The organism is Candidatus Poriferisodalis sp. (genome assembly GCF_965219595.1).
GTDB lineage: Bacteria > Actinomycetota > Acidimicrobiia > Acidimicrobiales > Poriferisodalaceae > Poriferisodalis.
Window position 1 is genome coordinate 80,683 of record NZ_OZ244781.1, and the last position, 24,005, is coordinate 104,687.

16 protein-coding genes are annotated in these 24,005 nt (G+C 68.1%); 5 read left to right on the forward strand and 11 right to left on the reverse strand.

Annotated elements, in window-relative coordinates:
• Window positions 1-19: 19 nt before the first annotated feature.
• Genes ACOQPE_RS00300 through manB form a run of 3 tightly spaced genes read right to left on the reverse strand, consistent with a single transcriptional unit; the run spans window position 20 to window position 2,780 of the window.
• Window positions 20-1,102 (reverse strand): SIS domain-containing protein, encoded by a 1,083-nt coding sequence (locus ACOQPE_RS00300; RefSeq protein WP_420609962.1) that lies wholly within the window; start codon window positions 1,100-1,102, stop codon window positions 20-22.
• Window positions 1,099-1,425, reverse strand: a complete 327-nt coding sequence (locus ACOQPE_RS00305; RefSeq protein WP_420609963.1) for a Trm112 family protein — start codon at window positions 1,423-1,425, stop codon at window positions 1,099-1,101. The genes ACOQPE_RS00300 and ACOQPE_RS00305 overlap by 4 nt, the downstream gene beginning before the upstream one ends.
• Window positions 1,422-2,780, reverse strand: a complete 1,359-nt coding sequence (manB, locus tag ACOQPE_RS00310) for a phosphomannomutase/phosphoglucomutase (protein ID WP_420609964.1) — start codon at window positions 2,778-2,780, stop codon at window positions 1,422-1,424. Before manB ends, ACOQPE_RS00305 begins: the two co-directional genes overlap by 4 nt.
• Before the next feature lie 136 nt (window positions 2,781-2,916).
• Here manB and ACOQPE_RS00315 point away from each other — a divergent pair, with 136 nt between their 5' ends.
• Entirely contained in the window at window positions 2,917-4,491 is a 1,575-nt protein-coding gene (locus ACOQPE_RS00315) for a KamA family radical SAM protein (protein ID WP_420609965.1), read from the forward strand.
• Here the strand turns inward: ACOQPE_RS00315 and ACOQPE_RS00320 are convergent.
• A complete protein-coding gene (locus tag ACOQPE_RS00320; RefSeq protein WP_420609966.1) occupies window positions 4,482-7,841 on the reverse strand; it encodes a glycosyltransferase in 3,360 nt (1,119 codons plus the stop codon). The genes ACOQPE_RS00315 and ACOQPE_RS00320 overlap by 10 nt on opposite strands.
• 95 nt (window positions 7,842-7,936) lie before the next feature.
• Between ACOQPE_RS00320 and ftsH the strand changes: the two genes are divergently transcribed.
• On the forward strand, window positions 7,937-9,889 hold the full coding sequence (gene ftsH / locus ACOQPE_RS00325; protein ID WP_420609967.1) for an ATP-dependent zinc metalloprotease FtsH: 1,953 nt from the start codon (window positions 7,937-7,939) through the stop codon (window positions 9,887-9,889).
• Here ftsH and ACOQPE_RS00330 read toward each other — a convergent pair.
• The 5 genes from ACOQPE_RS00330 to gmd form a co-directional block, all read right to left on the reverse strand.
• Window positions 9,886-10,314 carry a thioredoxin family protein gene (locus ACOQPE_RS00330; RefSeq protein WP_420609968.1) on the reverse strand — a complete coding sequence of 143 codons (429 nt, stop codon included), beginning with the start codon at window positions 10,312-10,314 and terminating at the stop codon, window positions 9,886-9,888. The genes ftsH and ACOQPE_RS00330 overlap by 4 nt on opposite strands.
• 7 nt (window positions 10,315-10,321) lie before the next feature.
• Complete coding sequence (locus ACOQPE_RS00335; protein WP_420609969.1) at window positions 10,322-12,034, reverse strand: hypothetical protein; 1,713 nt, start codon at window positions 12,032-12,034, stop codon at window positions 10,322-10,324.
• An 83-nt stretch (window positions 12,035-12,117) separates the two neighbouring features.
• Entirely contained in the window at window positions 12,118-15,399 is a 3,282-nt protein-coding gene (locus tag ACOQPE_RS00340) for a hypothetical protein (RefSeq protein WP_420609970.1), read from the reverse strand.
• A gap of 26 nt (window positions 15,400-15,425) precedes the next feature.
• Window positions 15,426-17,537, reverse strand: coding sequence for a SpoIID/LytB domain-containing protein (locus ACOQPE_RS00345; RefSeq protein WP_420609971.1), 2,112 nt, complete (start codon window positions 17,535-17,537; stop codon window positions 15,426-15,428).
• A gap of 200 nt (window positions 17,538-17,737) precedes the next feature.
• Window positions 17,738-18,718, reverse strand: coding sequence for a GDP-mannose 4,6-dehydratase (gmd, locus tag ACOQPE_RS00350; RefSeq protein WP_420609972.1), 981 nt, complete (start codon window positions 18,716-18,718; stop codon window positions 17,738-17,740).
• 144 nt (window positions 18,719-18,862) lie between these two features.
• Between gmd and ACOQPE_RS00355 the strand changes: the two genes are divergently transcribed.
• The 3 genes from ACOQPE_RS00355 to cofE are packed head-to-tail and all read left to right on the forward strand — an operon-like array spanning window position 18,863 to window position 22,043.
• Window positions 18,863-20,368, forward strand: a complete 1,506-nt coding sequence (locus ACOQPE_RS00355; protein WP_420609973.1) for a cell wall-binding repeat-containing protein — start codon at window positions 18,863-18,865, stop codon at window positions 20,366-20,368.
• Window positions 20,365-21,336, forward strand: coding sequence for a 2-phospho-L-lactate transferase (gene cofD, locus ACOQPE_RS00360; RefSeq protein ID WP_420609974.1), 972 nt, complete (start codon window positions 20,365-20,367; stop codon window positions 21,334-21,336). Before ACOQPE_RS00355 ends, cofD begins: the two co-directional genes overlap by 4 nt.
• A complete protein-coding gene (cofE, locus tag ACOQPE_RS00365) occupies window positions 21,333-22,043 on the forward strand; it encodes a coenzyme F420-0:L-glutamate ligase (RefSeq protein WP_420609975.1) in 711 nt (236 codons plus the stop codon). The genes cofD and cofE overlap by 4 nt, the downstream gene beginning before the upstream one ends.
• Before the next feature lie 82 nt (window positions 22,044-22,125).
• Here the strand turns inward: cofE and ACOQPE_RS00370 are convergent, their stop codons facing one another.
• Both ACOQPE_RS00370 and ACOQPE_RS00375 read right to left on the reverse strand, forming a co-directional pair.
• On the reverse strand, window positions 22,126-23,184 hold the full coding sequence (locus tag ACOQPE_RS00370) for a sugar phosphate nucleotidyltransferase (protein WP_420609976.1): 1,059 nt from the start codon (window positions 23,182-23,184) through the stop codon (window positions 22,126-22,128).
• A complete protein-coding gene (locus ACOQPE_RS00375) occupies window positions 23,181-24,005 on the reverse strand; it encodes a hypothetical protein (RefSeq protein WP_420609977.1) in 825 nt (274 codons plus the stop codon). The genes ACOQPE_RS00370 and ACOQPE_RS00375 overlap by 4 nt, the downstream gene beginning before the upstream one ends.

Below are 24,005 nucleotides of genomic sequence, written 5' to 3' on the forward strand. Positions count from 1 at the left end.
AGAGCGACAGCCTGCCGCCTCAGGCAAGGAATGCCTTCAGCTCTTCGAGCAGGGGGATCGGGCCGGGGTCGCGCAGGGCCGCTGCTGCGACACGAAGGCTCAGCACGTCGACCTGGTAGATGAGGTCGAACAGCTGCGCCATGGCGCCGTCGCCCGCCGCGTGCAGTTCGGCATGCGGCACGGCGATGCGAGCACGGTCGAGCACACCGTGGGTGAAGTCGTAGCGACGACCGAGCTGCGGATGCTCGAAACCGTGGCGCAGCGCGATCACCGCCAGCGGCGAGCCGTCGGCTAAGCGACCGGCTTGGTCCCATCCGGCCAATTCGTTGTGGCACAGCTCGGGCATGAAGCTGGCGAAGGCAGGGATCTTGGCGTTCTCGTTGATCTGGGCCTTGGCACGACCCGCAGCCACCGCACCGAGCGCACCTCCGCCGTAGAAGACGGGAGTCATCTCGCCGTTGCCCACCGCGCTCACGATGCCCTCAAGCGAATCTGCAGCAGTGCCGGTGCCGGCCTGACGTGAGCGCAGCTGGGCTACAGCTGCGTCGACCCAACCGGCGATGCCGGACAGCAGACCGGCTCGCTCAAGTGCGACGAGCGGAGCAACGCAGATCGCGCCCACCGCGGCCCGCGGCATCGGGATCGCCGTATCCACCTCGTAGAGCGGTGCAGCCCACTCGCCAGCCAGCTCGGCCAAGCGCCCGCCTGATGTGACGGCTACCACCGGGGCGCCCGCATCGTGGGCTGCCGTAGCGGCGGTGAGCGTCTCTTCGGTGTTGCCGCTGAATGAGACGGCGATGGCGAGTGTGGTCGGGCCGATGAATGCCGGACACTCGTAGCCCTTGGCAACCGTGACCGGCACCGGCATCAGGGGGGCTGCAAGCGCCGAGACGATGTCACCGGCGACGCCGGAGCCGCCCATGCCCATGACCACGACGTTGGCGATGCGGCTGCCGTCGACTGCTCCCGGTGTGGCTTGAGACGAGGTGAGTGCAGCCTCCATCTGCTCGGGCAGGCCAGCAACCGCACGCGCCAAATCGAGGGAATCGGGAACAGCCTCAGCAGCGGTCGTCGCCGAGACGTCATCGTGCGGTGATGTCATGGCTCGAACGTCGGGGTGAGCTCGCCGCTCGCAATGCGAGCGTCGAGCGCTGCGGCGGAGGCCGGTTCGGCATCGGTTGCCTCGTCGATCAACAGCACCGGAATGCCGCCGTCGACGGCGTACGTCTTCCCCAGGCGCGGGTTGTACAGCAGGTCGTCGTCGGGCACGAAGTAGAGGGGACCCTTGTCCTGCGGGCACGCCAACACTTCCGCCAAGACCGGATCAAGACCCACGCGTGCCTCCCGGGCGCGGCGCCGAGGGGCTGCGCCGGCGAGCGAGGCCGTGGCCCGAGCGGCCCGTGAGCGGATCCATGCGGCGATCATGCCAGCAACGCCCTGATCTCGCTCACACGCTCCGCGACGGCCTCGCTGTCAGGCGCCTCGAGATTCAGCCGCAGCAGCGGCTCGGTATTGGACGGCCGCAGGTTGAACCACCAGTCGCCGCCGTCGACCGTGAGGCCGTCGAGATGGTCCTGGGGGAACGGCGCGAAGTGTGCACCGACCCGGGGCAGCACCAGCTCGACATCGGCGACACGGGTGTTGATCTCGCCCGAGGATGCGTACCGGTCGAGCGGAGCCAGCAGCTCCGAGAGCGACATCTGCGCGGCGCTCAACTGCTCGAGTGCGATGAGCGCCGCGATGAGGCCGGAATCGGCCCGGTAGTTGTCGGCGAAGTAGTAGTGGCCGCTGTGCTCGCCGCCGAAGACGGCCCGGGTGCGTGCCATCTCTGCCTTGATGAAGCTGTGACCCACCCGGGTGCGTACGGGCTGGCCGCCCGCTTCGACGATCGCCTCGGGCACAGCGCGTGAGCAGATCAAATTGTGCAGGATCGGACCCGGCCCGTTGCGGCGCAGCATGGCTTGGGCCACCAGCGCAGTGAGCAACGACCCGCTGACTGCGCTGCCTCGCTCGTCCACGAGAAACACCCGGTCGGCATCACCGTCGAATGCCAGGCCCACATCAGCCCCGGTGCTGCGCACGCGCTCGCTCAGATCGACCAGGTTCTCCGGCTGGATCGGATCGGCCGGATGATTGGGAAAGGTGCCGTCGAGCTCGCCGTACATCAGCTCGCACTCGAATGGCAGCGGGTCAAAGACCGCCGGCACCACGAGGCCCCCCATGCCGTTCGCAGTATCCGCCACGACGCGCAGGGAACTGAGCCCCGAGACATCGACGAACGAGCGCACGTGGGCGGCGAACGTGTCGAGCAGATCGCGGCGCCTGCGCCGGCCGCCGCCAGGCGGCGACGAAGCACCCCGTGCCGCCCGCTCAGCGATCTCATCGAGCCCGCTGCCCGCACCCACTGGCGCAGCACCCGGCCCGCACAGCTTGATGCCGTTGTAGGACGCCGGATTGTGCGACGCCGTCAGCATCGCGCCCGGCAGGCCCAGGTGGCCTGAGGCGAAGTAGAGCAGATCCGTGGACGCCAGCCCGATGTCGATGACGTCCACGCCGGCGGCTTGAGCGCCATCAGCAAATGCCTCAGCCAGCGAAACACCGCTTGGGCGCATGTCGCGCGCCATGACGATCTGCGGCGCTGTGGACCACGCCGCAAAGGCGTAACCGATGCCGCGCGCCACTGTCGGGTCGAGCTCCTCAGGGCAAATACCACGTATGTCATATGCCTTGACAATGCCTGCCAAAATGCCAGCAGATACAGGGTCGATGCGGGCCGCCATACGCCTTCAAAGCCTAAAAGACCGCGCAGCAGTGCGCGGCCATCGCGCACAACCCCCTTGCAATCTGTACCCACTTTTCCCTAGGGTGGGAGCAGAGAGTGGGATGCGACCCTGCCTGAAGCATGCGAGAGAGGCGATGACGAAGAGCAAATACCAGCCAACAGAACGGGAACAATTGGTGCTTGGCGAGGTCGAGAACCCCAGGTACGACCGTCAAATTGTCAATGGTCTCGAACCTTTCATGAGTGGCTCCGCGCCTGAGGATTTCCGAACTTTCTATAGCGAGAAGGAACTCAGCGACTTAGGCAAACTACGCGGGACTGATCGTGATGTAGAAGACAGAATGCCCGTCAAACTGACACGGCATTACTTTGAAATGGCTAAGTTGAGCCCAGCACTTCAAAAGCTGGTCAAAGCATCGCCTGATGAAACTGTGGATCTTGAGGGCGATCCGGACCCGGCGAACCAACTCGACTACAGCCCCATCGAAGGACTGTTACACAAATATGAGATGGCGCTGCTGTATGTCATTTCAACCTGTTCCGCCCATTGCAGATTCTGCTATCGCGAGGAGTTGATCGGGCGCAAAGAGATTGAACGTTCGGATGGCTCGGTCAAGAAAAAGGGCCTTGCGCACGTCGGCGAGATTGTCGAGTACATCCAGTCACACAATGACGCCGTCGCGACGAACGGCGGTACCCATCCGGAGACCGGCAGGCCGAAACTGCGCGAGATTCTCTTGTCGGGCGGCGATCCCATGGTGCTGCCGAATTCCAAGCTGGCAGGATGGTTCACAGCATTGGCCGAAGCGGGCGCCGAAGCCATCCGCGTCGGCACCAAGGAGCTGGCGTTCTACCCCGACCGCTTCGATGACGCCTTCTTTGCAATGATCGACCGCTTCCATGAGGTGTATCCAAACGTCTCGATGCGGTTCATGGTCCACTTCAACCATCCGGACGAATTCCTGTTGAAGGATGCCGACGGGCGGTATATCGCCGATGAGAAGGGATTCCTTCAGTGGCGTCCGAACACGCGGCGCGCCGTCGACGCGCTGGTTGAACGCGGTTGGATCAGCGTCGAGAACCAGACTCCCATCATCGCTGGTGTCAACGACGACGCTGGTGCACTGCGAATCCTCCAGCGCACGCTCAAGGGCGTCGGCGTCGAGAACCACTACTTCTTCTGTGGACGGAACATCGTTGCCTACAAGGCATTCAATGTGCCCATCGAGACCGCGTGGCAGCTCCTCAACGATTCGCAGCGCGGGCTGTCGGGAGTGGAGTCACACGCCCGACTCACCATCGTGCACTACAAGGGCAAGACAGAGGTCTCTGCGGTGACCGATGAGCCGATTGCGGGCCTGCCGGGCGCCGAGAACGGCGTGGTGATCTTCAAGGTGCTGCGAAATCCGGCCCATGCGCCGGACCGAGGCAAGGTCACGATCGTCGGGCGGAACCCCGAAGCGCTGTGGTTCGACGAGTACGAGGACCGGGTGCTGCTCGACGAAGCGGGCCTGTTCTCCCAGACGCGTCCCAGCGGCGTGACCATTCCGCGCTCGCGCTCACGGCACCATGCGTCGCCGAAGGGGCGCACACCGGGTCAGGCACGGCCTGCTCCGCTCATGGCCGTCGTTGCGAGCAACGAGCGCCGGCCGCACCCCAAGAGCCCGGTCAGCGATCCCGCACCTGCAGTTCAGGACGCTCAAGCCTGAGGGACCGGGCCGGCAGGCATGTCGGCCGGGGTTACTCGAGGGGCGTCGTAGGCACCGGCAGCGGCGCGGTGACGGATGCGGCCGATGTCGGCCACCACTTTGAGCAATTGGGCCGCCAGCCGGACGGTGGTATCGGCTGAGTGATCCACGGTGACGGGCACTTCGGCGGCGGTCAGCTCGAGGTGCTCGACCAAGTAGAGCACCTCGACGTCGAAGGCGAACCCGTCAGTGACTGCGCGGCCGAAGATCTCCTCTGCAGCCTCGGCGGTGAAGCCCTTGAAGCCGCACTGCGTGTCTCGGTAGCGGCGCAGGAGCACGAGACGCGTGAAGGTGTTGAACATGCGGCTCGCGAACGCCCTGGCGGGCCGCGCCGGGCTGATCGTGCGTGCTTCGACGTGACGCCGGTTGCCCAGCGCGACATCGGCCCCGTCACGGAGCGCATCGATGAGCGAGGTGAGTTGCCCCGGCGGGTAGGCGAGATCGACATCGGTGAACAGGCGCAGACGGCCACTCGCTGCCAGCATCCCGGCGCGCACCGCCGCACCCTTGCCCCGGTTGGCCTCCAGCGACACCACCACATCCGCCCCTGCTCGCCGAGCCGCTTCTGCTGTGCCGTCGGTCGAACCGTCATCAACCACCACGATCTCGAGCGGGCCATCGAGCGCTTCGTGGCCACTCAGGGCAGCGTTGATCTCTGTGACGGCGGCGCCAACGAGGTGCGCTGCTTGGTACGCCGGCAGCACCACCGAGACTGCCGGCTCGATGCCGGTGGGAGGGTGCAGACGGGCCGGTCGGGGTGGAAGCTCAGCCTCCGGGCGGCGGCGGTCGAAGCGCACCGGGGGCCGTACGGCGACGAGCGCGAGCGCGGCCACGCCGAGCAGCGTCGCCAACCAGGCCAGATACTCCACCGCGGTGGCGCCATAGGTCAATTCGACATGCTCGTCGGTGGGGATCACCACCATCCAATTGGGTGTCACCCGGTACGGACCCTCAGCACCGCGCACCGACCAGTTTGGGAAGTACGACACCTTCACCAGCACCGGGACACCGGGTCGATCCACAGTGAACGACAGCCGATCCCGTTCCACCTCGGGGGGGCTGACGTTAACCGGGGGCAGGGCGCGCCTCGGTGCCGCACTGAATCGCGTCAACGAAGCGGGCGGCGCTCCGTCAGGGCTGGGGGGCCCCAGCAGCGACACCCTGGACCAGTGCTCGGGCCCGTCCGCAGCAATCGGCACAGCCCACGCCGCAGGGTCGTTCCACCAGATGGCAGCCGGATCGGTCCACGCCCGTCCAGCCTGCGACACCTCCTCCGCCACGGCCGGCTCGAACCTCAGCGGTGACACCAGATCGCTGTCAGCGACAAGGAAGATCGACCACGGTCCCGCCGTGGCAATGTGCCGCAGGTCGGCCGAGCCCAGTGCGGCGGCGGTGGCCTCGGAGCTGAAGGCCGCGTAGTAGCGCACGCCCGACATCTGCAGGTGGGGAACGCCCAGATCGAAGTTCAGGGCGTTGTAGGGCAGGCCGCGCATCGGACGCGACGGCGATGCCGACAGCTCCGACTGCATGAGGAAGTGGAACGGCACCGTGGGCGACGACTCGAAGTAGAGACCCTCCATGGAGGCGATGCAGCCATCCGTCCAGTGCGGCAGCAGCATCGGGGCCATCGGCGTGCCGTACGCGCCCACGATCTCCCGGTCGTACTCCCACAGCAGGCGCCCGCAGTCGTATTCAGGTGTCTCGCCGATATCGCTCATCGCAGTGACGAATTCGTGGTACTCGGGATACGCCGGGCGACCCTCGTAGCCGCGGAAATTCCAGCGGGCCCAGCCGGAGACGAAATTGCGGTCCTCTGCGGACACCGTGAACGGGCCCCAGCGATATGCGCCGTCGGCGTTGAGTGTCGCGCCGGGCGCGTTGCCGAGTTGCAGTGACAGCAGGCTTGCCACCACTACCAGCGCCACGACCGGAACGAGCATCCGCACCCAGTGCGATATGGGGGCGAGCTGGGCGCCTACGCCCCGGGGTCGAGCCGAGTCGTCCTGGGCCGAGTCTTCCTGGGCCGAGTCTTCCTGGGCCGAGTTTCTCTGGGTTGAACTCCTCTGGGTCAGAGCCTCAACGAGCAGCCAGAGGCCGATCGCCGCCAGCACGTACACCGCCAAGTACCAGAAGGGCAGGATACGTGCGTTCCACAGCCGATGCTGAGGCCAGTGGACAAACCCCATGGCCATCGTGAAGGCGATGACCGTCCACGTCAGGGCCGGGCGGTACCAGCGTGCGAGGCCGACGACGGCGCCGACGCCTGCGAGCACGAGCAGCCAGGTGATGCTGTGGTGCGCCCCGTCGCCGCTGATCTCGTCGGTGAAGAACAGATGCTCCCGGACCTCCGTGAGCCGCTCCCAGCCCATGTCGTTGAGATACGCCCGCCGGGCGATGAACGGCGCCGTCCAGAACGCCGACAGCGCGCCGCCGATGATGCCGATGACCAGCGCATGCCACGATCGACGCCACTCCATCACCACGAGCGCCGCAACGGCCGCCGCAGGCACCGCCAGACGAGCCAGCGGAGACTCGGAGAGGTTCCAGACGGCGGCCCACAGCATGGTCGCTGCGATGGCTGCACCCAGCGACGGAGCCCGGCCGATGCGGCCAGGCAGCACATGGAGGCCGCGCACCGCCACCATCAGAATGCTGGCGGCGACCGCGAATGCCAGCGGAATGGGATGGCACAGGGCGACGAACGCCAGCACCAGGCTCGCGCGGGCCCGCCCGGTCCCCCGCTCAAGCGAACGCCAAAGCATTCCCAGGTAGACGAGCGTCGCCGACAGCGCGATCGAGAATGCGAACTCGCCTGCCAACGTCGAGGCTGCGTTCCCGCCGTAGATCGTGAAGTTGACGTCGAAGACGAACAGCAGCAGCGCAGCGGGCAGCAGCATCCGCAGCGGCTGTGCCCAGCCCGCCAGCCGACCCATAAGCCAGGCCGCGGCCGGCATCGACACGACGCCGCTGATCGCCACGAGCTTGAAGGCCACGCCGAAAGGCAGCACCAGGTCCGCCGCCACAATCATCAGATACGGCAGCACCATGTAGAAGTGCATGGCGGGCATTCCCGCGTACCACTCGGGCGACCAGCCGCGCAGCGAGCCCGCAGGCAGCAATTCGTCGCGCAAGAACGCCGGGCCCCAGACGTGGGCACCCATGTCGCCGCCGGTCGGCGTCGACGCCGACACGATGCCACCAGGGTCGAGCCACGCCACCACGGCCACGCAGCTCGCCACGACCACCGCAGCTTCGACCCACGCTCGCAGCACCGACCCCGTACGAGGGTGGCGCGTGGTCAGTGCGGCCACCTGCGCAGGCTAGAGGCCGAGCGGAGAGGCGACGACACGAGCCGTTCGGCGGCGCGCGGCTACTGGTCGACGGACGGTCGCCATAGCATGAACCCATGGCATCTGAGGTGCCCTCGGGAGGGCGGCACTCGCGGGCTCGCAAGCCACGGGCGAGCGAGCCTCCAGACGCGCCGGCCGACGGCGACAGCGGTGCAGACGGCAGCTCGACTGAGCACTCCCGTCACAGTGGCCCGTCTCCGGCCGACTCCGGGCCCCGCCGGCGCAGCGAGCGCTGGCCGCGCTGGTCGATCTGGCTGCTCGCCATGGTGCTGCTGTCGGTGATGTTCCTGTCCGGTCTGCTGCGCAACGACGGCGGCGAGCCCATCGACTACAGCGCACTCATCGCCAAGGTGTCGTCGGGGACGGTGAGCAGCGTCACGGTCACCAACGGCACCGGCGCGATCACCGGCGAGTACATCAACGGCACCAAGTTCTCCTCCGAGGGGCCGGTGGAGCTTCCCGCGACCGATCTGGACTTGCTGCGAGAGCGCGAGGTGACCATCGAGTTCCATACCGACCGGCCCAACCTGCTCGTCAGCCTGCTGCCCTTCCTGCTGCCGTTCGGCTTGATCTTCCTGCTGTTCTGGTGGATGCAGCGGCGGGCGCAGGGCCAGATGTCGGGGATCATGTCGATCGGCCGGAGCAAGGCCAAGACCTACACCACCGAGCGGCCCTCCACGAAGTTCGAGGACATCGCGGGCTACGACGGCGTCAAGCAGGAGATCACCGAAGTCGTCGACTTCCTGCGAACGCCCGAACGCTTCACGGCGATCGGCGCGAAGGTCCCCAAGGGGGTGCTGCTGGTAGGCCCGCCGGGCACCGGCAAGACGCTCATTGCCAGGGCGGTTGCGGGAGAGGCCGGCGTGCCTTTCCTGTCGGTGACCGGTTCGGACTTCATGGAGATGTTCGTGGGCGTCGGCGCCAGCCGCGTGCGAGACCTCTTCCAGAGCGCCCGCAAACTGGGGCGGGCGATCATCTTCATCGACGAGATCGACTCGATCGGCCGCAAGCGAGGTGCAGGTCTCGGCGGCGGCCACGACGAGCGCGAGCAAACGCTCAACCAGATGCTGGCCGAGATGGACGGCTTCGAGGAGAGCGGCGGCATCGTCATGATGGCGGCGACCAACCGACCCGACATCTTGGATCCCGCCCTGCTGCGGCCCGGCCGGTTCGACCGCCAGGTGGTGGTGCCGCTGCCGGAGTTCTCCGAGCGGCTCGCCATCCTGGAGGTGCACTCGAAGGACAAGAAAACCGACTCCGACGTGCAGTTCGAGGCCTTGGCGAAGGGCACGCCCGGCATGAGCGGCGCCGACCTGGCGAACCTGGTGAACGAGGCGGCCCTGCACGCCGTCCGGCGCGACTCGGAGTCGATCGCCCAGGCAGACTTCGAAGCGGCGCGCGACCGGGTGCTGATGGGCCAGCGTCGCGAGTCGGTGGCGCTGACAGAACGAGAGCGAGAAGTCACCGCCTACCACGAAGGCGGGCATGCGCTGATTGCCACCCTGTTCCCGCACGCCGACCCTGTCCACAAGGTGACGATCCTGCCGACCGGTCAGGCGCTGGGTGTCACCATGCAGCTGCCCGAGGAACGCCACGCCTACAGCCAGGAGTACATCGAGGATCGGCTGGCAGTGCTGTTCGGCGGCCGCATGGCGGAGGAAACCGTGTTCGGCGTGACCTCGACCGGGGCGGCAAACGACCTCGTGCAGGGCACAGAGCTAGCGCGCAAGATGGTCTCCGAGTGGGGCATGAGCGACCGGGTGGGGCCCATGGCCTGGGGGTCGCACGCGCAGGTCTTTCTCGGCGAGGATCTCGTGTCGGGACGGGATTACTCCGACGAGACCGCCCGGGTCATCGACGAGGAAGTCGAGCGGATCCTGCGGACACAGCAGGACCGGGCACGCAATGCGCTCGTCGAGCACCGGGCGGCCCTTGACCGCATCGCTGCGGCCCTGCTCGAGCACGAGACCATCACGGGCGAGCAGATCACCGCGCTCGTGGCTGGCTAATCCTGAGAATCGGCGGGGCGCACAACCTGCGCTAGCGCCGCAGCCAGGCCCGACAGGTCGACGCTGCCGACCCAGCCATCGACTACGCGACCGTCGACGTCGGCCACCACCGTCGTCGGCACAGTGTCGATGCCGTGCTGACGATGCAGTTCCCGCCCGTCTCCGAACGGCACTTCAGCGACGGGCAGCCCCGCGCCAGCGGGACCCCGCACCACGGCGATCGCTGATTGACAGGTGCGGCAGGTCTCTTCGGTGAAAACCACTAGCGCCGGGCCTTCCGGGATGCCCACCGCCACAAGATCGACTGCAGGGGGCAGCTCCGACCTCGGCACCGCCGTGGCCGATGCGCCGCGGCGGTGCTGGGCGAGCGACGCGATCGCGATCGCGACCACGATCAGGACTGCGGCAATGACGAGACGCTCCATCAGCCGTTCACCAGGCCACCGGATGCGCCACGCTCAGGCCTGCATCGGACACTCGTGCCTGCCACAGCAGCACTGCGAACGGCGTGTCGGACACGAGGAGGCGCGCCGTGCCGCTGGCTAACCGGTGAGTAATCACACCCGATGCCGGCACGTCGATGACAGCCACTGTCTCGCGGCTCAGCGTCGCGACGACCACGCGGCCGTCGCCGCCTGCCAACGCAGCTGAAGCGCCGTCACCGGGGGCATCGGTTTCGGACGGCGCGGACGGATCCGTCATGATCGTCACAAACGCCTCGCCACCGGATTGCGGCGCAATGACGACCAGCCACCGGTCGCCCGTCTGGACAACACCTGGCACAAAAGCCAAGCCCGACCGCGCCCGCAGTACTGGCGGGCGGGCCTCGACTGCCGGCTCGTCGACAGCTTCGCCAGCGGCGCCAGGCTCGGTGGCGCCGTTTGCACCGCCAGTCTGGGCAACCACCGTGACGGACTCGTCCTCCGGCTCGGCTTCAGAGGTTGCATCCGGATCGGCCCTGAGGTCGGTGAGCGGGCTCGCCGCACTGCCCACCAGCGTTTCCGCCCACACGACAATGGGAACGTCATTCTGCGAGACAACCGACACCCCGAAGGGGGCGCCGGGCGTGGCGAGAAGCGTTTCCAGTCCCGGTGCCAGCTCACTGGGCGGGGCGACTGTCAACTCCACCACGTCGTGCGACGCCACGGCGAAGGCCAGATGGTCGCTGAGCGGGTCGTCGGACACGATGGACGCAGCGACTTCCGCCACATCGCCGGACGGGTTGAAGATCCGCACCCACAACCGCGTGCCGTCATCGATGCCGGCCACCGGCACAAGCCACCGCCGGTCGGCAGCCACGGACGCAAGCTCGGCAGCCAGGCCGCGGCGGCCAACGCTCCCGTCATAGGCCACGAGCGAGTCCACTGCAATTCGACCGGCGCGGGCCCGTATCGATGCGGCCACAACATCTCGACGGCGCGCATGCTCACCGATATCGACGGCGACAGTGCTCCACGCAGGTACTACGACCCCCGTCAGCGCCGGCGCCACAAACGGTCCGAATTCTGCTTCCGAAGCAAACGTGACATCGACGATCGCGTCCCGGGGCAGCGGATTCATGATGGCCAGCACCGCCAGCGCGTCGTTCTGCGTATCGCCGACGGGCACGTACCAATCCGGAGCCAGCACGCTCGAACAGCGAGCCTCGTCGATCCCGAGCGGCGAGACGAACCTGCGCGTCACTGCCAGCCCGCCCGACGAAGCCTCCACCAGTGCGCCGGTGACCTCGTCACGCACATAGTCAGACGTGCTGACCACTCCGGTGCTATGCGGCGCAACGTCGGCCATCACATACTGCCGTCCCGTTGTGCGTCCTCGGAACTCGACCGACACCGACGCCACCTCGGCCGTCATGTTCGTGAGCAGCACCTCAGTGGTGACCTCTCCGAAACGCTGGACTGGTCCCCGCATGCCGACGAGAGGGCAGAACCAGCTCGAAGTCAGCGCATCAGGGGGCGGCACTGCGACCTGCGTCTGCGCCTGCGGGCCTTCGGCCGCAACGGAGGCCGGCTCCCGGTCGTCGCGGGCGTCGATCACCAGCGCTGCCGCAAGCGCCAGCGGAATCAGCAGCCGCGGCAGCCACCGGATGACGCCCATCACCGCGCTGTCCTCATTGGTCCACCGCCGTACCGCCAGGAACGCCACGCCTCGCTGACAGCCTCGCCGTCCTCATTGGTCCACCGCCGTACCGCCAGGAACGCCACGCCTCGCTGACAGCCTCGCCGTCCTCATTGGTCCACCGCCGTACCGCCAGGAACGCCACGCCGCTGCGACCCCCGTGCCGCCCTTCTCATGAGCGCAGTGAGCCGGTCGGCAAGGGGCGTGGGCTGGCCGATCGCCACCCAGATCAGCGCCAGCCAGATCAGCACCTGCGCAGCGATCCGGTTGGACACCAAGACAGAACGCTCAAAGCGCAGCTCAGCCTGGCCGACTTGAGGCGGATCGAAGCGCATCGCCCAGCCCAGCGCCGGTGCCGGCTCGACTGCTGCAGCGCCCGCATTGTCCGCATTGTCGATGTGAAGTCGCCAGCCCGGATCGTAGGAATCAGCGACCAGCACGGTGCCGGCACCCACCGGTCCGAACTGACTGGTCGCCGACCGGTAATCGGTGAGCACGCCGATGCCGTCGGTCAAGTCGCTCACGACGAGATCCACTGGGTCCGCGGCGAAGCCGGCCGGGATCGGCCGGGAGAACTGTGACCGCGACGACCACCACGCCTCGTTGCGGAACACTTGCACCGAGGGATCTGCCGCCAGCGGGCGCAGATCGATCTGCGAGGCGAGCGCTTCGGAGACCGCTGCGGATACCGGTCGATCCCAGCCGTCGGTGTACGACGGTCCAGAGCGTTCCACCACCACGACGTATCTGATGCCGAAGGAACCCAGCAGCCGCCCTAACCGCAACGTGTCGCCCGCCAGCGCCACCCGTACGGCGTTTGCCAGGCGTTCATCGCCGGGTGACTGCGGCGTGGCCCACGAGTGCCGGATGTCGGGATACCCCCGCACCGACATCCCCGCAGCGAGCCCTTCGACGCCGAGGTCGGAGCCGCGCAACGGCAAGACCTCAGGGGCGCCGAGCCAGAGCACCCGGTAGTCCGGTCCGACGCCGCGATCGTCGACCAGTCCCAGCGGCACCCGGTGATCGAAGCTCGGGGCCGACCAATCGCCGTCGATCGACGCCCACGCAGTCGGGAGCACCATGGCACCCACCGCGATGCCGCTCAGCAAGACCATGGCACTGCGGATCCGGGGCGGTGCGTCTGCATCTGCGGTCGCCAGCGCTGCGGGTCCTGCTGCGGCGGCCCAGCACAGGCCGACTGCCCCGAACGCCAAGGACACTTCGGCGAGAGAGAGCCCCGGTGTTGCGCTGCTGACCAGCTGGTCAGCCCAGCCAGCCACGATGACCCATGCGAGTGCGAAGCCGGCCAGCGCTACCAGCCAGCCGCGCACCGCCAGCCACAGCCGGCTTCCGCTGCCGACCAGGAGCGGCACTGCCGCAGCAGCCAGCAGACCCCAACTGAGCGGCAGGTCGCCGAGCGGGCCGGTCTGGAACCGCAACAGCTCCCCCAGCGACGACGGCGTCGACGAGGTGCGGCCGCCGAGCGAGACATCAACAAAAGCGCGCAATGAACCGAACTCGAACAGCCAGGGAAGATGCGCCACCGCCGCGAGCGCCACGGCCACAGCAACCCGCAGCAGTCCAGCGACCGGCGCACCGAGCGGTTCGCGGCGCGCCATACGGCGCACCAGCTCGACAATGGTCAGGGCGACCCCCGCCGCGGCGGCCAGCACAACGATGAACGGCTCGAACGCTGCCGCAACAGCAAGGAGCAAGGCGAGCGAGGCCAGTCTGGCTGCGGTGCCACGCCGAGAGCCGTCGCGTGGCGGCCGAGCAGCCGAGGTGCCCACCAGGCGGCTGGTGAGCAGCACGATCGCAGGCGCAGTTCCGTATGCCAGCAGTACGTCCCAGCGGCCGGCCGCCAGCGCGTTGTACGGCAACGGGCACACGGCGTACAGCACGAGAGCCACCAGCCGGCCATTGCGGCTCGGCCCGTCGCCGCTCGACCCTGTGGCGCACAACCGCCACATACCGACGGGGCCCGCGAGCACCAGGCCCCAGATGGCGATGTTCCTCAGGAGCCCGACAGCACCCAGCAGCACAGCGCCAGCGAGGCCCAGCAGGCCCAGCGCGGGAGGGCCGATCCCGGCTGCACCGACCCCGCTGTCACGCCAGCCATCCAGGTACGCCCCGAGCATCGTGCCGGCATCGGGGAAGTGTGCCAACTGGCCGTATGCCCCGATGCCCCCCGTGAGCAGTTGGCGTGAGCCGAAGGCGATCAGCCCGAGCACCGCCAGCCAGACCACCCACACAGTCCGGTGCGCATTGCGTCGCCAGGTGCCCAGGATGCTCTCGTCGATCGTGGTCCGTGCCGCCAGCCCGCCTTCTGGACTCAGGCGATAGCGGAACCAGTCCGCGACACGCACCGAACCGCCCTGCTGCAATCGGCGCAGATCGGCATCTCGCACCCGCCGGTAGCGCTTGGCAGCGCCGCGTAGTGCGAACGTGCCGCCGAGGTGGCGGGCGTTCCACAGCCATGCCAGCGCCACGTCCGAGGCCTGGGCGAACCGCCCGCGCAGCGCGGCCAGCAGCACCTCGCCCGCAGCCAGCACTGCCGCAAGAAGCACTGCAGGCAGCAGGTGCACCCACCCGTAGCACTTCGCCATGGTGCGCAGCCGGGCTCGATGCTCATGCTGGCGCGCCGAGGGCCCGTGAGCGGCCGGCGCCGTATCTGACTGCACCGTCCCGGTTGCAGACGGCACCACCCGGACCCGCGCACCTGAGAGCTGGATCCGCCAGCAGAGATCGACGACGGCGCCGTCGCCTTCGAGCGCTGGATCGAAGCCGCCGACGATGCGGAAGATGTCCTCGCGCACCAGCATCGCCTCGGTGGGAGCCACGAACAGATCGCGGGCCTCATCGTGCTGTTCTTGGTCGAGTTCGTTCTGACCGGCGACGGGAATCCGGACCCCGAGGCGGTCAGCGGTGCCGCCAAGATCGCGCAGCGTCAAACCGTCGCCGGCGTCGAGCAGCTTGGGACCGGCGACACCGACGATCCGGCCCGGGACGTTCTCGGCATCGTCGACGAGCAGGCTGATGGCATCGGGCGCCAGCGCGACGCGATCGGTCAGGAAGAGGAGGTAGTCGGCTCCCCGGACCAGCGATGCTCCCCGATTGTTGACAGCACCCATCCGCCCGCGCTGCGCCCCGCGGATTCGACCCCGACGGGATGACGTGGGGTCGGCCACTGCGGCAGTGGGAAACAGCTCACGGACCCGGTGGCCCTGCTCGCCTTCTGCATCGCACAGCACCAGCACCGCGAGCCGCGGGTAGTCCTGCGCGGCGAGCGCCCGCAGGGTGAACTCGGTATCGGACCACTGCGAGCCTGTCGTGACGATGGCGGCAACCGCAGGCGGAGGTGCCAGCGGCTCCCCCGGGCTCGGCGAGTTCACTGCCAGCTCACTTCTCGCACGGCCGTCTAGCCCACCGATTCGGCAGCGACGACGCCGAGTCCCGCCCGGGAGGTGCGGTAATCCGGCGCGTCCCCGTAGTTGAAGCTGGTGCCGTCGCTCCACACCAGCCAGTAGCCGTTGCCGCTGGCGGTGGCGGCGAATCCGACCGCGCGTAGCCGGTTTTGGCGGTCGGCGCGATCGCCATGGTGGTCTGCCGCGCCAATGGCGTGCACTGCTGTATCGGCTCCGGCGAGCCAGTAGCCGCCGCCGCCCGGCGAGGCTGCAAGACCGATGCCGGCCATGCCCGAGCGCAGCAGCGGTCCGCATCCGAGATCGCGTGCGTCGCCGAATGCCAGCACGCGCCCGTCGTCGAGCGCCAACCAGTAGCCGTCGCCAGTCGGCGAGGCCTCGATGTCGACGACCTCCGCAGCCAGCCAGAGGTGCGCGACGGCGCCCCAGTGTCCGGCAGCTCCGAAGGCGAGCACGCTGCCCTGGCTGGTCGCGAGCCAGTAACCGTTCCCATCCGGATGGGCCGCCATCGCCACCACGGATTCGGCGCCTCGGGCACCGACCGCGTTCCCGTGATAGGTGGCGTCGCCGAAGGACTGGACATCGCCGCCGGAGGTCGCGAGCCAGTAACCGTCACCGTCCGGATGGGCCGCCATGGCCGTGAACCTGCCCGACGACGACACGGTTCCATTGCCGAGATGCTCTGCGGAGCCGTCGGCGAAGACGGTGCCGTCGGATTTCAGCACCCACAAGCCAGGGCTGTCTGTGTCTGACGGCGGATCCGGGGTGCCAGAGGCAGGCCGCTCGCAGGCCTGGCCGTCGGGGAACTGCGGGAAGCGGTACCAGTCCGACCGCAGGGAGAACCTCTTGCGGAACGGATCGCGTGCCCAGCGGTTCCACTGACCGTTCTCAACGCCGGAGTGCCCCTCGAATTCCTCGACGCCGTCGGTTCCCACGATGCGCATGCCGCGGGTCCGCCCGCCCCATGCGCCATTGCCATTGCGGTGGGTGATCTGGATGCAGACGAGGCTGCCGATGCTCGGATAGGCCGCCTCGATGTCCGATCTGCTGATGCGGAACTCCCATGCATGGTTGGAATTGCCAGCGGTCGAGTCGCCGAGATCCTGGACGCCAGGGAATCGGGAACCCTCGTCTAACCCGGCCGTCCAGCCGCCGCTCGACGCGTGAAATTCGGCGAAGGCAATCGATCCGTCGTCATGGACGCGAACATGGCCCGCCGTGTTCCGGATTGCGGTGTTGGTGTGGATGTACCGGGTTCCGTGATCGAGCGCGTTCCCGTCGCGGGCAGCGCCGCCGTACACCTGACAATTCCACCAGTCGCAGGTGTCGGTGAACCTCCCCTGGCTTCCGCTGCGTGCGCGCGAAGCTGCCAGCGAGAGCACATACGAGCGTGCCGCGATGGCCTGCGCTTCGAGCGCGGCGATGCCACGTCCGCCGCCCGCCGCGCCCCACTCGGGAATGCTCTCGCGGGGCACGACGCCGCGCAGATACTGCTCCAGCGGGACGCGGTTGAACGAGAACGGGCCGTTCTGGTCCACCACGCCGAGGGTGCCCCGGTAGGCGGTTCGCCTCGACTCCACCGCCGGGTCCCGGCTGTCGCAGTAGATCATCACCAAGAGCTGCGACTGGTCGTCCACGGTGTAGTCGCTGCCCGACGGGACAGCTTCGATGTACCGATCGCCGCGGCGGCTCGACGCGGACAGCCCATCGGCGGCGAGGTCGCCACGACGCCCGCAGCCGGCGTTTGAGCGCACCCAGAAAGCGCCGGAGCTGACGCCGATCCGCACGACGTCGCCGCCGTCGAACTGCTCGTCTGCCACGCTGAACGCCGAGGCAGACGTGACCAGCAGGTCGTTGCGGTCATTGCCCGTGAGATGCACCCAGACATCGGGATTGCTCGCGGAGGACCGGGTGGTGTTGCTGTAGTAGTGCTCGACGATCTGGTCGCTGGTCCAGCGATGGTCGACGGCATAGCCCAGCGCGCCCCACTGGCTGAGCCCGTTGCCATGCCCGAAACCCCGTCCCTCCACGACGATCACGCTTGGGGCCAGCTCCGCGGTCTGTGCACCTGCCGGCGGCACCGCGAACGCCATGGATCCAGCCGTCACGGCACACGCCACGGCGATGCCGGCGAGCCGGCGCCGCCTGGTCGCGGCGCGCCGCGACATCGGGAGTTCCCGCACCCCTGTAGTGGTACCGGCCTGCAGGTGCTGCCGGTCGGATATTGCGCCGGATGCCGCCCGCGCTCGCGCCCGAGCGCGCCGATGCCATTTGCTGCCCCTAGGGCAGGAATCCTGCAGTGGAACCGTCACTTCAGCTTGCGCCGCTCGATCTCGATGTCGTTTGTGACCATCGACGTCACCAGATCTTCGAATGACATCTGCGGCACCCACCCCAGTTCCCTCGCAGCCTTGGAGGCGTCGCCAACCAGCAGGTCGACTTCCGCAGGCCGGAAGAACCGGGCGTCGATCCGCACGTGACGCTCCCAATCGTCGATGCCGGCTGCGGCGAAGGCGAGCTGCACGAAATCGCGCACGGCGTGCGTTTGGCCCGTTGCGATGACGTAGTCATCGGGTTCGGGCTGGGAAAGCATGAGATGCATCGCTCGCACGTAGTCGCCAGCGAATCCCCAATCGCGCTTGGCGTCGAGGTTGCCGAGGGCCACCTCGTCCTGCAGCCCGAGCTTGATGCGTGCGACGGCGTTGGTGACCTTGCGCGTCACGAATTCGAGGCCGCGCCGGGGGGATTCGTGATTGAACAGGATGCCGCTGCAGGCGTACAGCCCATAGCTCTCCCGGTAGTTCACGGTGGTGTTGTGCCCGAACACCTTGGCCGAGCCGTAGGGGCTGCGCGGGTGCAGCGGCGTCAGCTCGTTCTGGGGTGTCTCGCGTACCTTGCCGAACATCTCGCTGGAGGAGGCCTGGTAGAAGCGGATCGGATTGTCTACACCGCCCACGAGCCGGATGGCCTCCAGCAGTCGCAGCACACCCAATCCGGTGACGTTGGCCGTCAGCTCGGGCTGCTTGAACGACAGCGCCACGAAGCTGATGGCACCGAGGTTGTACACCTCGTCGGGTTGGGTGTACTCGAGTGCCGCGATGAGCGACGCGAGATCGGCGAGGTCGCCGGGCACGAGCTCCACGTAGGGCAGCTCGGCCGCCATCGTCTCCGAGCGCGGATTGCGCTGGCCCGTGATCAGCCCGACCACCCGGTAGCCCTCGCTGTGCAGGTACTCGGCCAGGTACTGGCCGTCCTGGCCGGTGATTCCGGTGATGAGGGCCGTCGGCACGGGTCGGCTCCGGTTCTGCGATGGCAGGGCAGGCGTGTAGGGGCGCAGTTCAGGGTACGGGTCACCGCCGATGGTGTGAAGTCAGCATGAGATTCCCTGAAGGCCTCACCCGCAGTGTCGACGGGTTCCGGTACGGTGCCGCGGATGGCGCACCGCCCGCATCTCAGCTGGTTTCGCCCGTTGCGGGCGGCGGCGGCAGTGTTGCTGGCGGCTACAGCGATCGTCGGGACCGGAAACGCAACGGGAGCTGCGTCACGTGTCGATTCGGACCGGCTGTGGGGCGCCGACCGCTACGAGACCGCGGCGGAGATCGCCGAGGAATACGCAGCCGCGGCTGGACCCATCGACACAGCCATCGTGGCCTCCGGCGAATCCTTCGCCGACGCGCTGGCAGCCACCCCGCTGGCACGTGTGCGCAATGCACCGATCTTGCTGTCGCCGCCCGATGAGCTGCACCCGGCGACCCGCAGCTTCATCCAGCGGCACCGGATCGACGACATCATCATCGCTGGCGGCACCACTGCCATCTCCGACGACGTCGAAGATGCTCTGGCCGCCTTGATCAGCGGCAGACCCGAGCGGCTGGAGGGTTCCGACCGCTACCGGACCGTGGTCAACATCGCCCGCGAGATCGAAGTCCGCGAGATCGGTGACTACTGCGGGGACGGGCGCCGTACCGCCCTGCTGGCAACTGGGGAGAAGTTCGCCGACGCCCTGGCACTGTCGCCGCTTGCCTTCTCGGGCCCGCATCCCGTGCTGCTCACCGAGCCCGACCGGCTCCCGGCGTCGGTGAGGAACTACTTCGTCGATTACACGATCGAACAGGTGGTAATTGCCGGTGGAACTGCAGCGATCGCGGACTCGGTCGAGGCGGAGATTTCCGACCTCGGCATCAGGGTCGAACGCCTGTGGGGACGCGACCGCTTCGAGACCGCCGTGGAGATCGCCGATGCGCTGGCTGACCGCTGCTTCGGGTCCGATGAGTTCGGCCTCGCTGACGGCCGGAAGTTCCCCGACGCGCTGGTCGGCGGCCCACTGCTGGGTCTGCGACGGGCACCGCTGTTGCTGTCTGAGCCGGCTCTGCCAGATGCAACACGCAGGTTCCTGGCCGGCCCGGTTCCCGATGCGAGCACCGTACAGCTCACGATCTTCGGCGGGCCCGCCGCGGTGTCCGATTCCGCAGCGGCGGCGGCAACCGACGCACTGAGAGGCCTGGACCGCGAGTGCGATCCCCGCACCGACGCACCCGGAGTGCCGCGTGATGTGACAGTGCAGCCGCTCAACGGTGCCCTCCAAATCCGCTGGGATGCCCCGGCGGCAGTCGGCAGCAGCGGCCCGGACGGCTTCCGGATCAGGTACCGGCCTGTCGGGGGGCAGTGGATCACGATGCGCAATGTCAGCTCGCCCGCAACCATCTCGGGACTCCAGAACACTGCTCTCTATGAGGTGCAGGTACGCGCCGACGGCAGCGGCTATGAGGTGTGGAGCCCGAGCAGCTACGCAACGCCGTCGGATGCGGCGGGTGTCGCAGCACAGTCAGCCCCGGGCAGCACGAGCCGCAGCCTGCGTGCCGCCGCTGTGTCGCCGGCCGCCGGCCAGCAGGCCAACACGGCTGCACCAGACTGCCCACCCGGACCAGCCTCGGCATGATCGCCTCGAACTCTCGAGCCGTCGCCGTGCTAGCCGGCGGCGTCGGCGCCGCCCGGTTCCTCAGCGGACTGCTTCGCGTCTGCCGGCCCACCGATGTCACCGCAATCGTGAACGTCGGCGACGACTTCACGCTGCACGGCCTCGACATCAGCCCCGATCTCGACACGGTCACCTACACGCTTGCCGGCCAGATCAACCCCGAGACCGGCTGGGGCCGGGCCGGCGAGACCTGGCGCGTGCTCACCGAGCTGGGACGGCTCGGCGGGCAGGACTGGTTCAAGCTCGGCGACCTGGATCTTGCGCTGCACCTGTTCCGCACGCAGCGACGCAGCGAGGGCGCATCGCTGTCGCAGGTGACGGGCGAGATTGCTGCCAGCTTCGGGCTCGAGCTGACGCTGCTGCCGGTCAGCGACGATCTCATCGCTACCCGCATCACGCCGGCTGAACCCGACGGAGCAACCGAGATCGACTTCCAGGAGTACTTCGTGGCTCACCAGCACGGCATCGCCGTGCGATCGGTTCGCTTCGCTGGCATCGAGGGGGCCAAGCCGGCGCCGGGCGTGCTGGATGCCCTGAGCAGCGCCGGCACCGTGGTGGTCGCGCCGTCGAACCCGTTCGTCTCGATCGGCCCGGTCGTCGACGTGCCGCAGGTGCGCGAGACGCTGCGCGGCCGGCGCGACAGTGTCGTGGCCGTGTCGCCCATCGTGGGCGGCGCATCGATCAAGGGGCCTGCCGGCGCCATGATGCACGAGCTGGGCCACGAGCCCAGCGTCGTCGGCGTGGCGCGGCTCTACACCGGTTTCGCCGGCACGCTGTTGATCGACCACGCCGACGCCGAACTCGCTCCCGCCGTGGCCCAGGAAGGGATGACACCGGTGGTGACCGACACGATCATGGCCGACCCGGACCGTGCGGCCCGGCTGGCCACTGCAGCGCTGGAAGCCGCAGGCGCAAAGGAAAGCACATGACCATCGAACTGCACCCGCTCGAAGGCATCGGCGAGATCACGCTCGGTGCCGATCTCGGAGCCGTCATCGCGAGTGCCTGCGAGGCGTCACCCGCCGGCCTGCATGACGGCGATGTGCTCGTCGTGACGCAGAAGATCGTCTCCAAGGCTGAGGGCGCCATGGAGCAGATCGACCCCGACGATCCGCTGTCGCACAAGCCCCTCGTCGAGCGTGAGTCAGTCCGCATCCTGCGCCGGCGCGGCGACCTCATCATCAGCGAGACCAAGCACGGATTCATCTGCGCAAACGCAGGCATCGATCTGTCCAACGTCGAGCGGGGTAACGCCGCGCTGCTGCCCGACGACAGCGACCGCTCCGCCAACAAGATCCGAGACCGAATACGGGCGCTGTCGGGCCGGACCGTCGGGGTGATCATCTCCGACACCTTCGGGCGCCCGTGGCGGCGCGGCGTCACCGATGTGGCCATCGGCTGCGCGGGCATCGCCGCCGTCGTCGACCTGAAGGGCACTGCCGACGCGCTGGGGCGGGAGCTGATGGTCACCGAGGTGTGTGTGGCAGATGAGATCGCCTCCGCTGCCGACTTGGTGTGCGGCAAGGCGCGGGGCGTTCCGGTCGCGATCGTGCGCGGTGTCGACCCGAGTTGGCTGCGGCGTGCCTCGGTGCGCTCGGAGATCATCAGGGATCCCGCCGAGGACCTGTTCCGCTAGAGCCGCCGCGGCGTTGCTGCCGCTCATACGCGGCTCGGCCCACAAGTGCCGGGAGCTCGGCTCAGCCGCTCGGCCTGATCGCTCAGTCGGGGGGCGGTTGGCGCTGCGCACGCAGCACGGCCCCCGGTGCGACCTGCTCTCCGCTGCCGACCACCGAGAAGTCGCAGAGCGCTGCCCCCGCGCCCACGGCAACGCCCGGGCCGAGCACCGAGTCGATCACGATGGCGCCGGCGGCGAGGCGGCAGCCGTCCCCCACGACTGATCGCTGCACGACTGCGCCAGGTCCGATCTGGCACCCGCGGCCGACCACCGATGTGCGGATCTGTGCCTCGGGATGAACTCCTCCGGCCGGTTTCTCCAGTGGCGGTACGCCGGGAACGGCCCCACCGTCGACGACATGGGCGAGCGGCCGGCGCCCTTCGAGGACGTCGAGATTGGCAGCCAGATACTGCTGCGGCGTGCCCGTGTCGAGCCAGTATGTGTCGGCAACCAGCGCTGCCAGCGCCCCGTCCGCGACGATCTGGGGGAAGATCTCGCGCTCGATGGAAACGGGCCGGTCAGGCGCGATGCGAGCGAGCACTGCTGAGGTCAGCACGTAGGTACCGGCGCTGATCGTGGGCCGTTCGCCTGGCGGCAGCGCCGCGGGGGCAGAGCCCGGATCCGGCTTTTCCGAGAACGACAGCACCCGACCCGACGGATCGGCCACCACGAGGCCGTATGGCGATGGATCGGCGACCGGCTGCAGTGCGATGGCGGCTTCCGCCCCCGAGCTCGCATGACGGCTCGCAAGGGCGCCTACGTCGAGGTCGGTCAGCACATCGCCATTGAGAACCAGGAATGTGCCCGTGATACCGCAGGCCTCCGCGGCAAACCGCACAGCTCCCGCGGTGCCGCGCGGGTCGGGCTCAACTGCTACCTGGTATGCGAGCTGCCCGATGCGGCCGTGTGGGTAGGCCGCGGTGAACACCTCGGCCCGGTAGCCCAGCGAGAGCACGATCTCATCGACGCCGTGCCGGTGCAGGTGCTCGCAGACCCACTCGATCATCGGCCGCCCGCACACTGGCAGCATCTGCTTGGGGGTGTCGTTGGTCAGCGGGCGCAGCCGGGTGCCGAAGCCACCCAGCAGCAGGATCGCCTTCACTCAGCGGGCTCGGATGTCTCCGATGGCTCAGACGTGGCAGGAAGGTCGCCCTCGACCGGCTCGCTCTCGCCGCCGTCGTCAAGCACCGGTCCTTCTTCGGTCGAGCCGTCGATCAGCGGCTGATCCTCGGGCGGCAGATTGAGGTAGGCCCGCAGGAATGCGTCGTCGGGTCGTGGAACGTCCGCGTTCTCCACGCTCGGGTGGACGAATGCGAACACGAAGATCTGACCGTCGTCGAGGAAGCGCACATCGCGCAGGTCTTCATTGAACGCCAGCGCCTTCTCTGCCTGCAAGGTCTCCCAGCGCATGATGCGCAGCTCTGCCCCCGGTTCGGAGATGTCGGGATCGTCGCTGTCGGGATCGGGGGAGGCACAGCCTTCGTCGGACTCGTCGAGGATGGTCCCGTCGGGCAGCTCGAACCTCGAGTCGGTTAACTCGAACTCGATCTCGCGCATGAACGCACCGACTGTTGCGAACTGGCCCGTCACACCGGTGTGGAACGGGTGGATGTGGATGAGCCCGTCGCCATGCGTGTGGATGCCCGACTGGTCGTCGACATCGTTGGGGTACAGGTCGAGGATGAACTCGTCGCAGTCGTAGATCGCGTAGAGCGAGTGCCAGTGATCGCCGAGGCGCGGCGGGCCTGCCGGGGCATTCGAGGACCGCTCGTTGCGGGCCACCAGGATCAGCACCACGCCCAACAAGACGACGAGCAGCATCGCCGCCGGGAACAGGATGTCGCGCCGGGGGCGAAAGCTCCTGCCGCTTCCGCCGGCGCTCGCTGCTTTGGCAACTTTTTTGGCAGCGGCTGATCTCGCCAT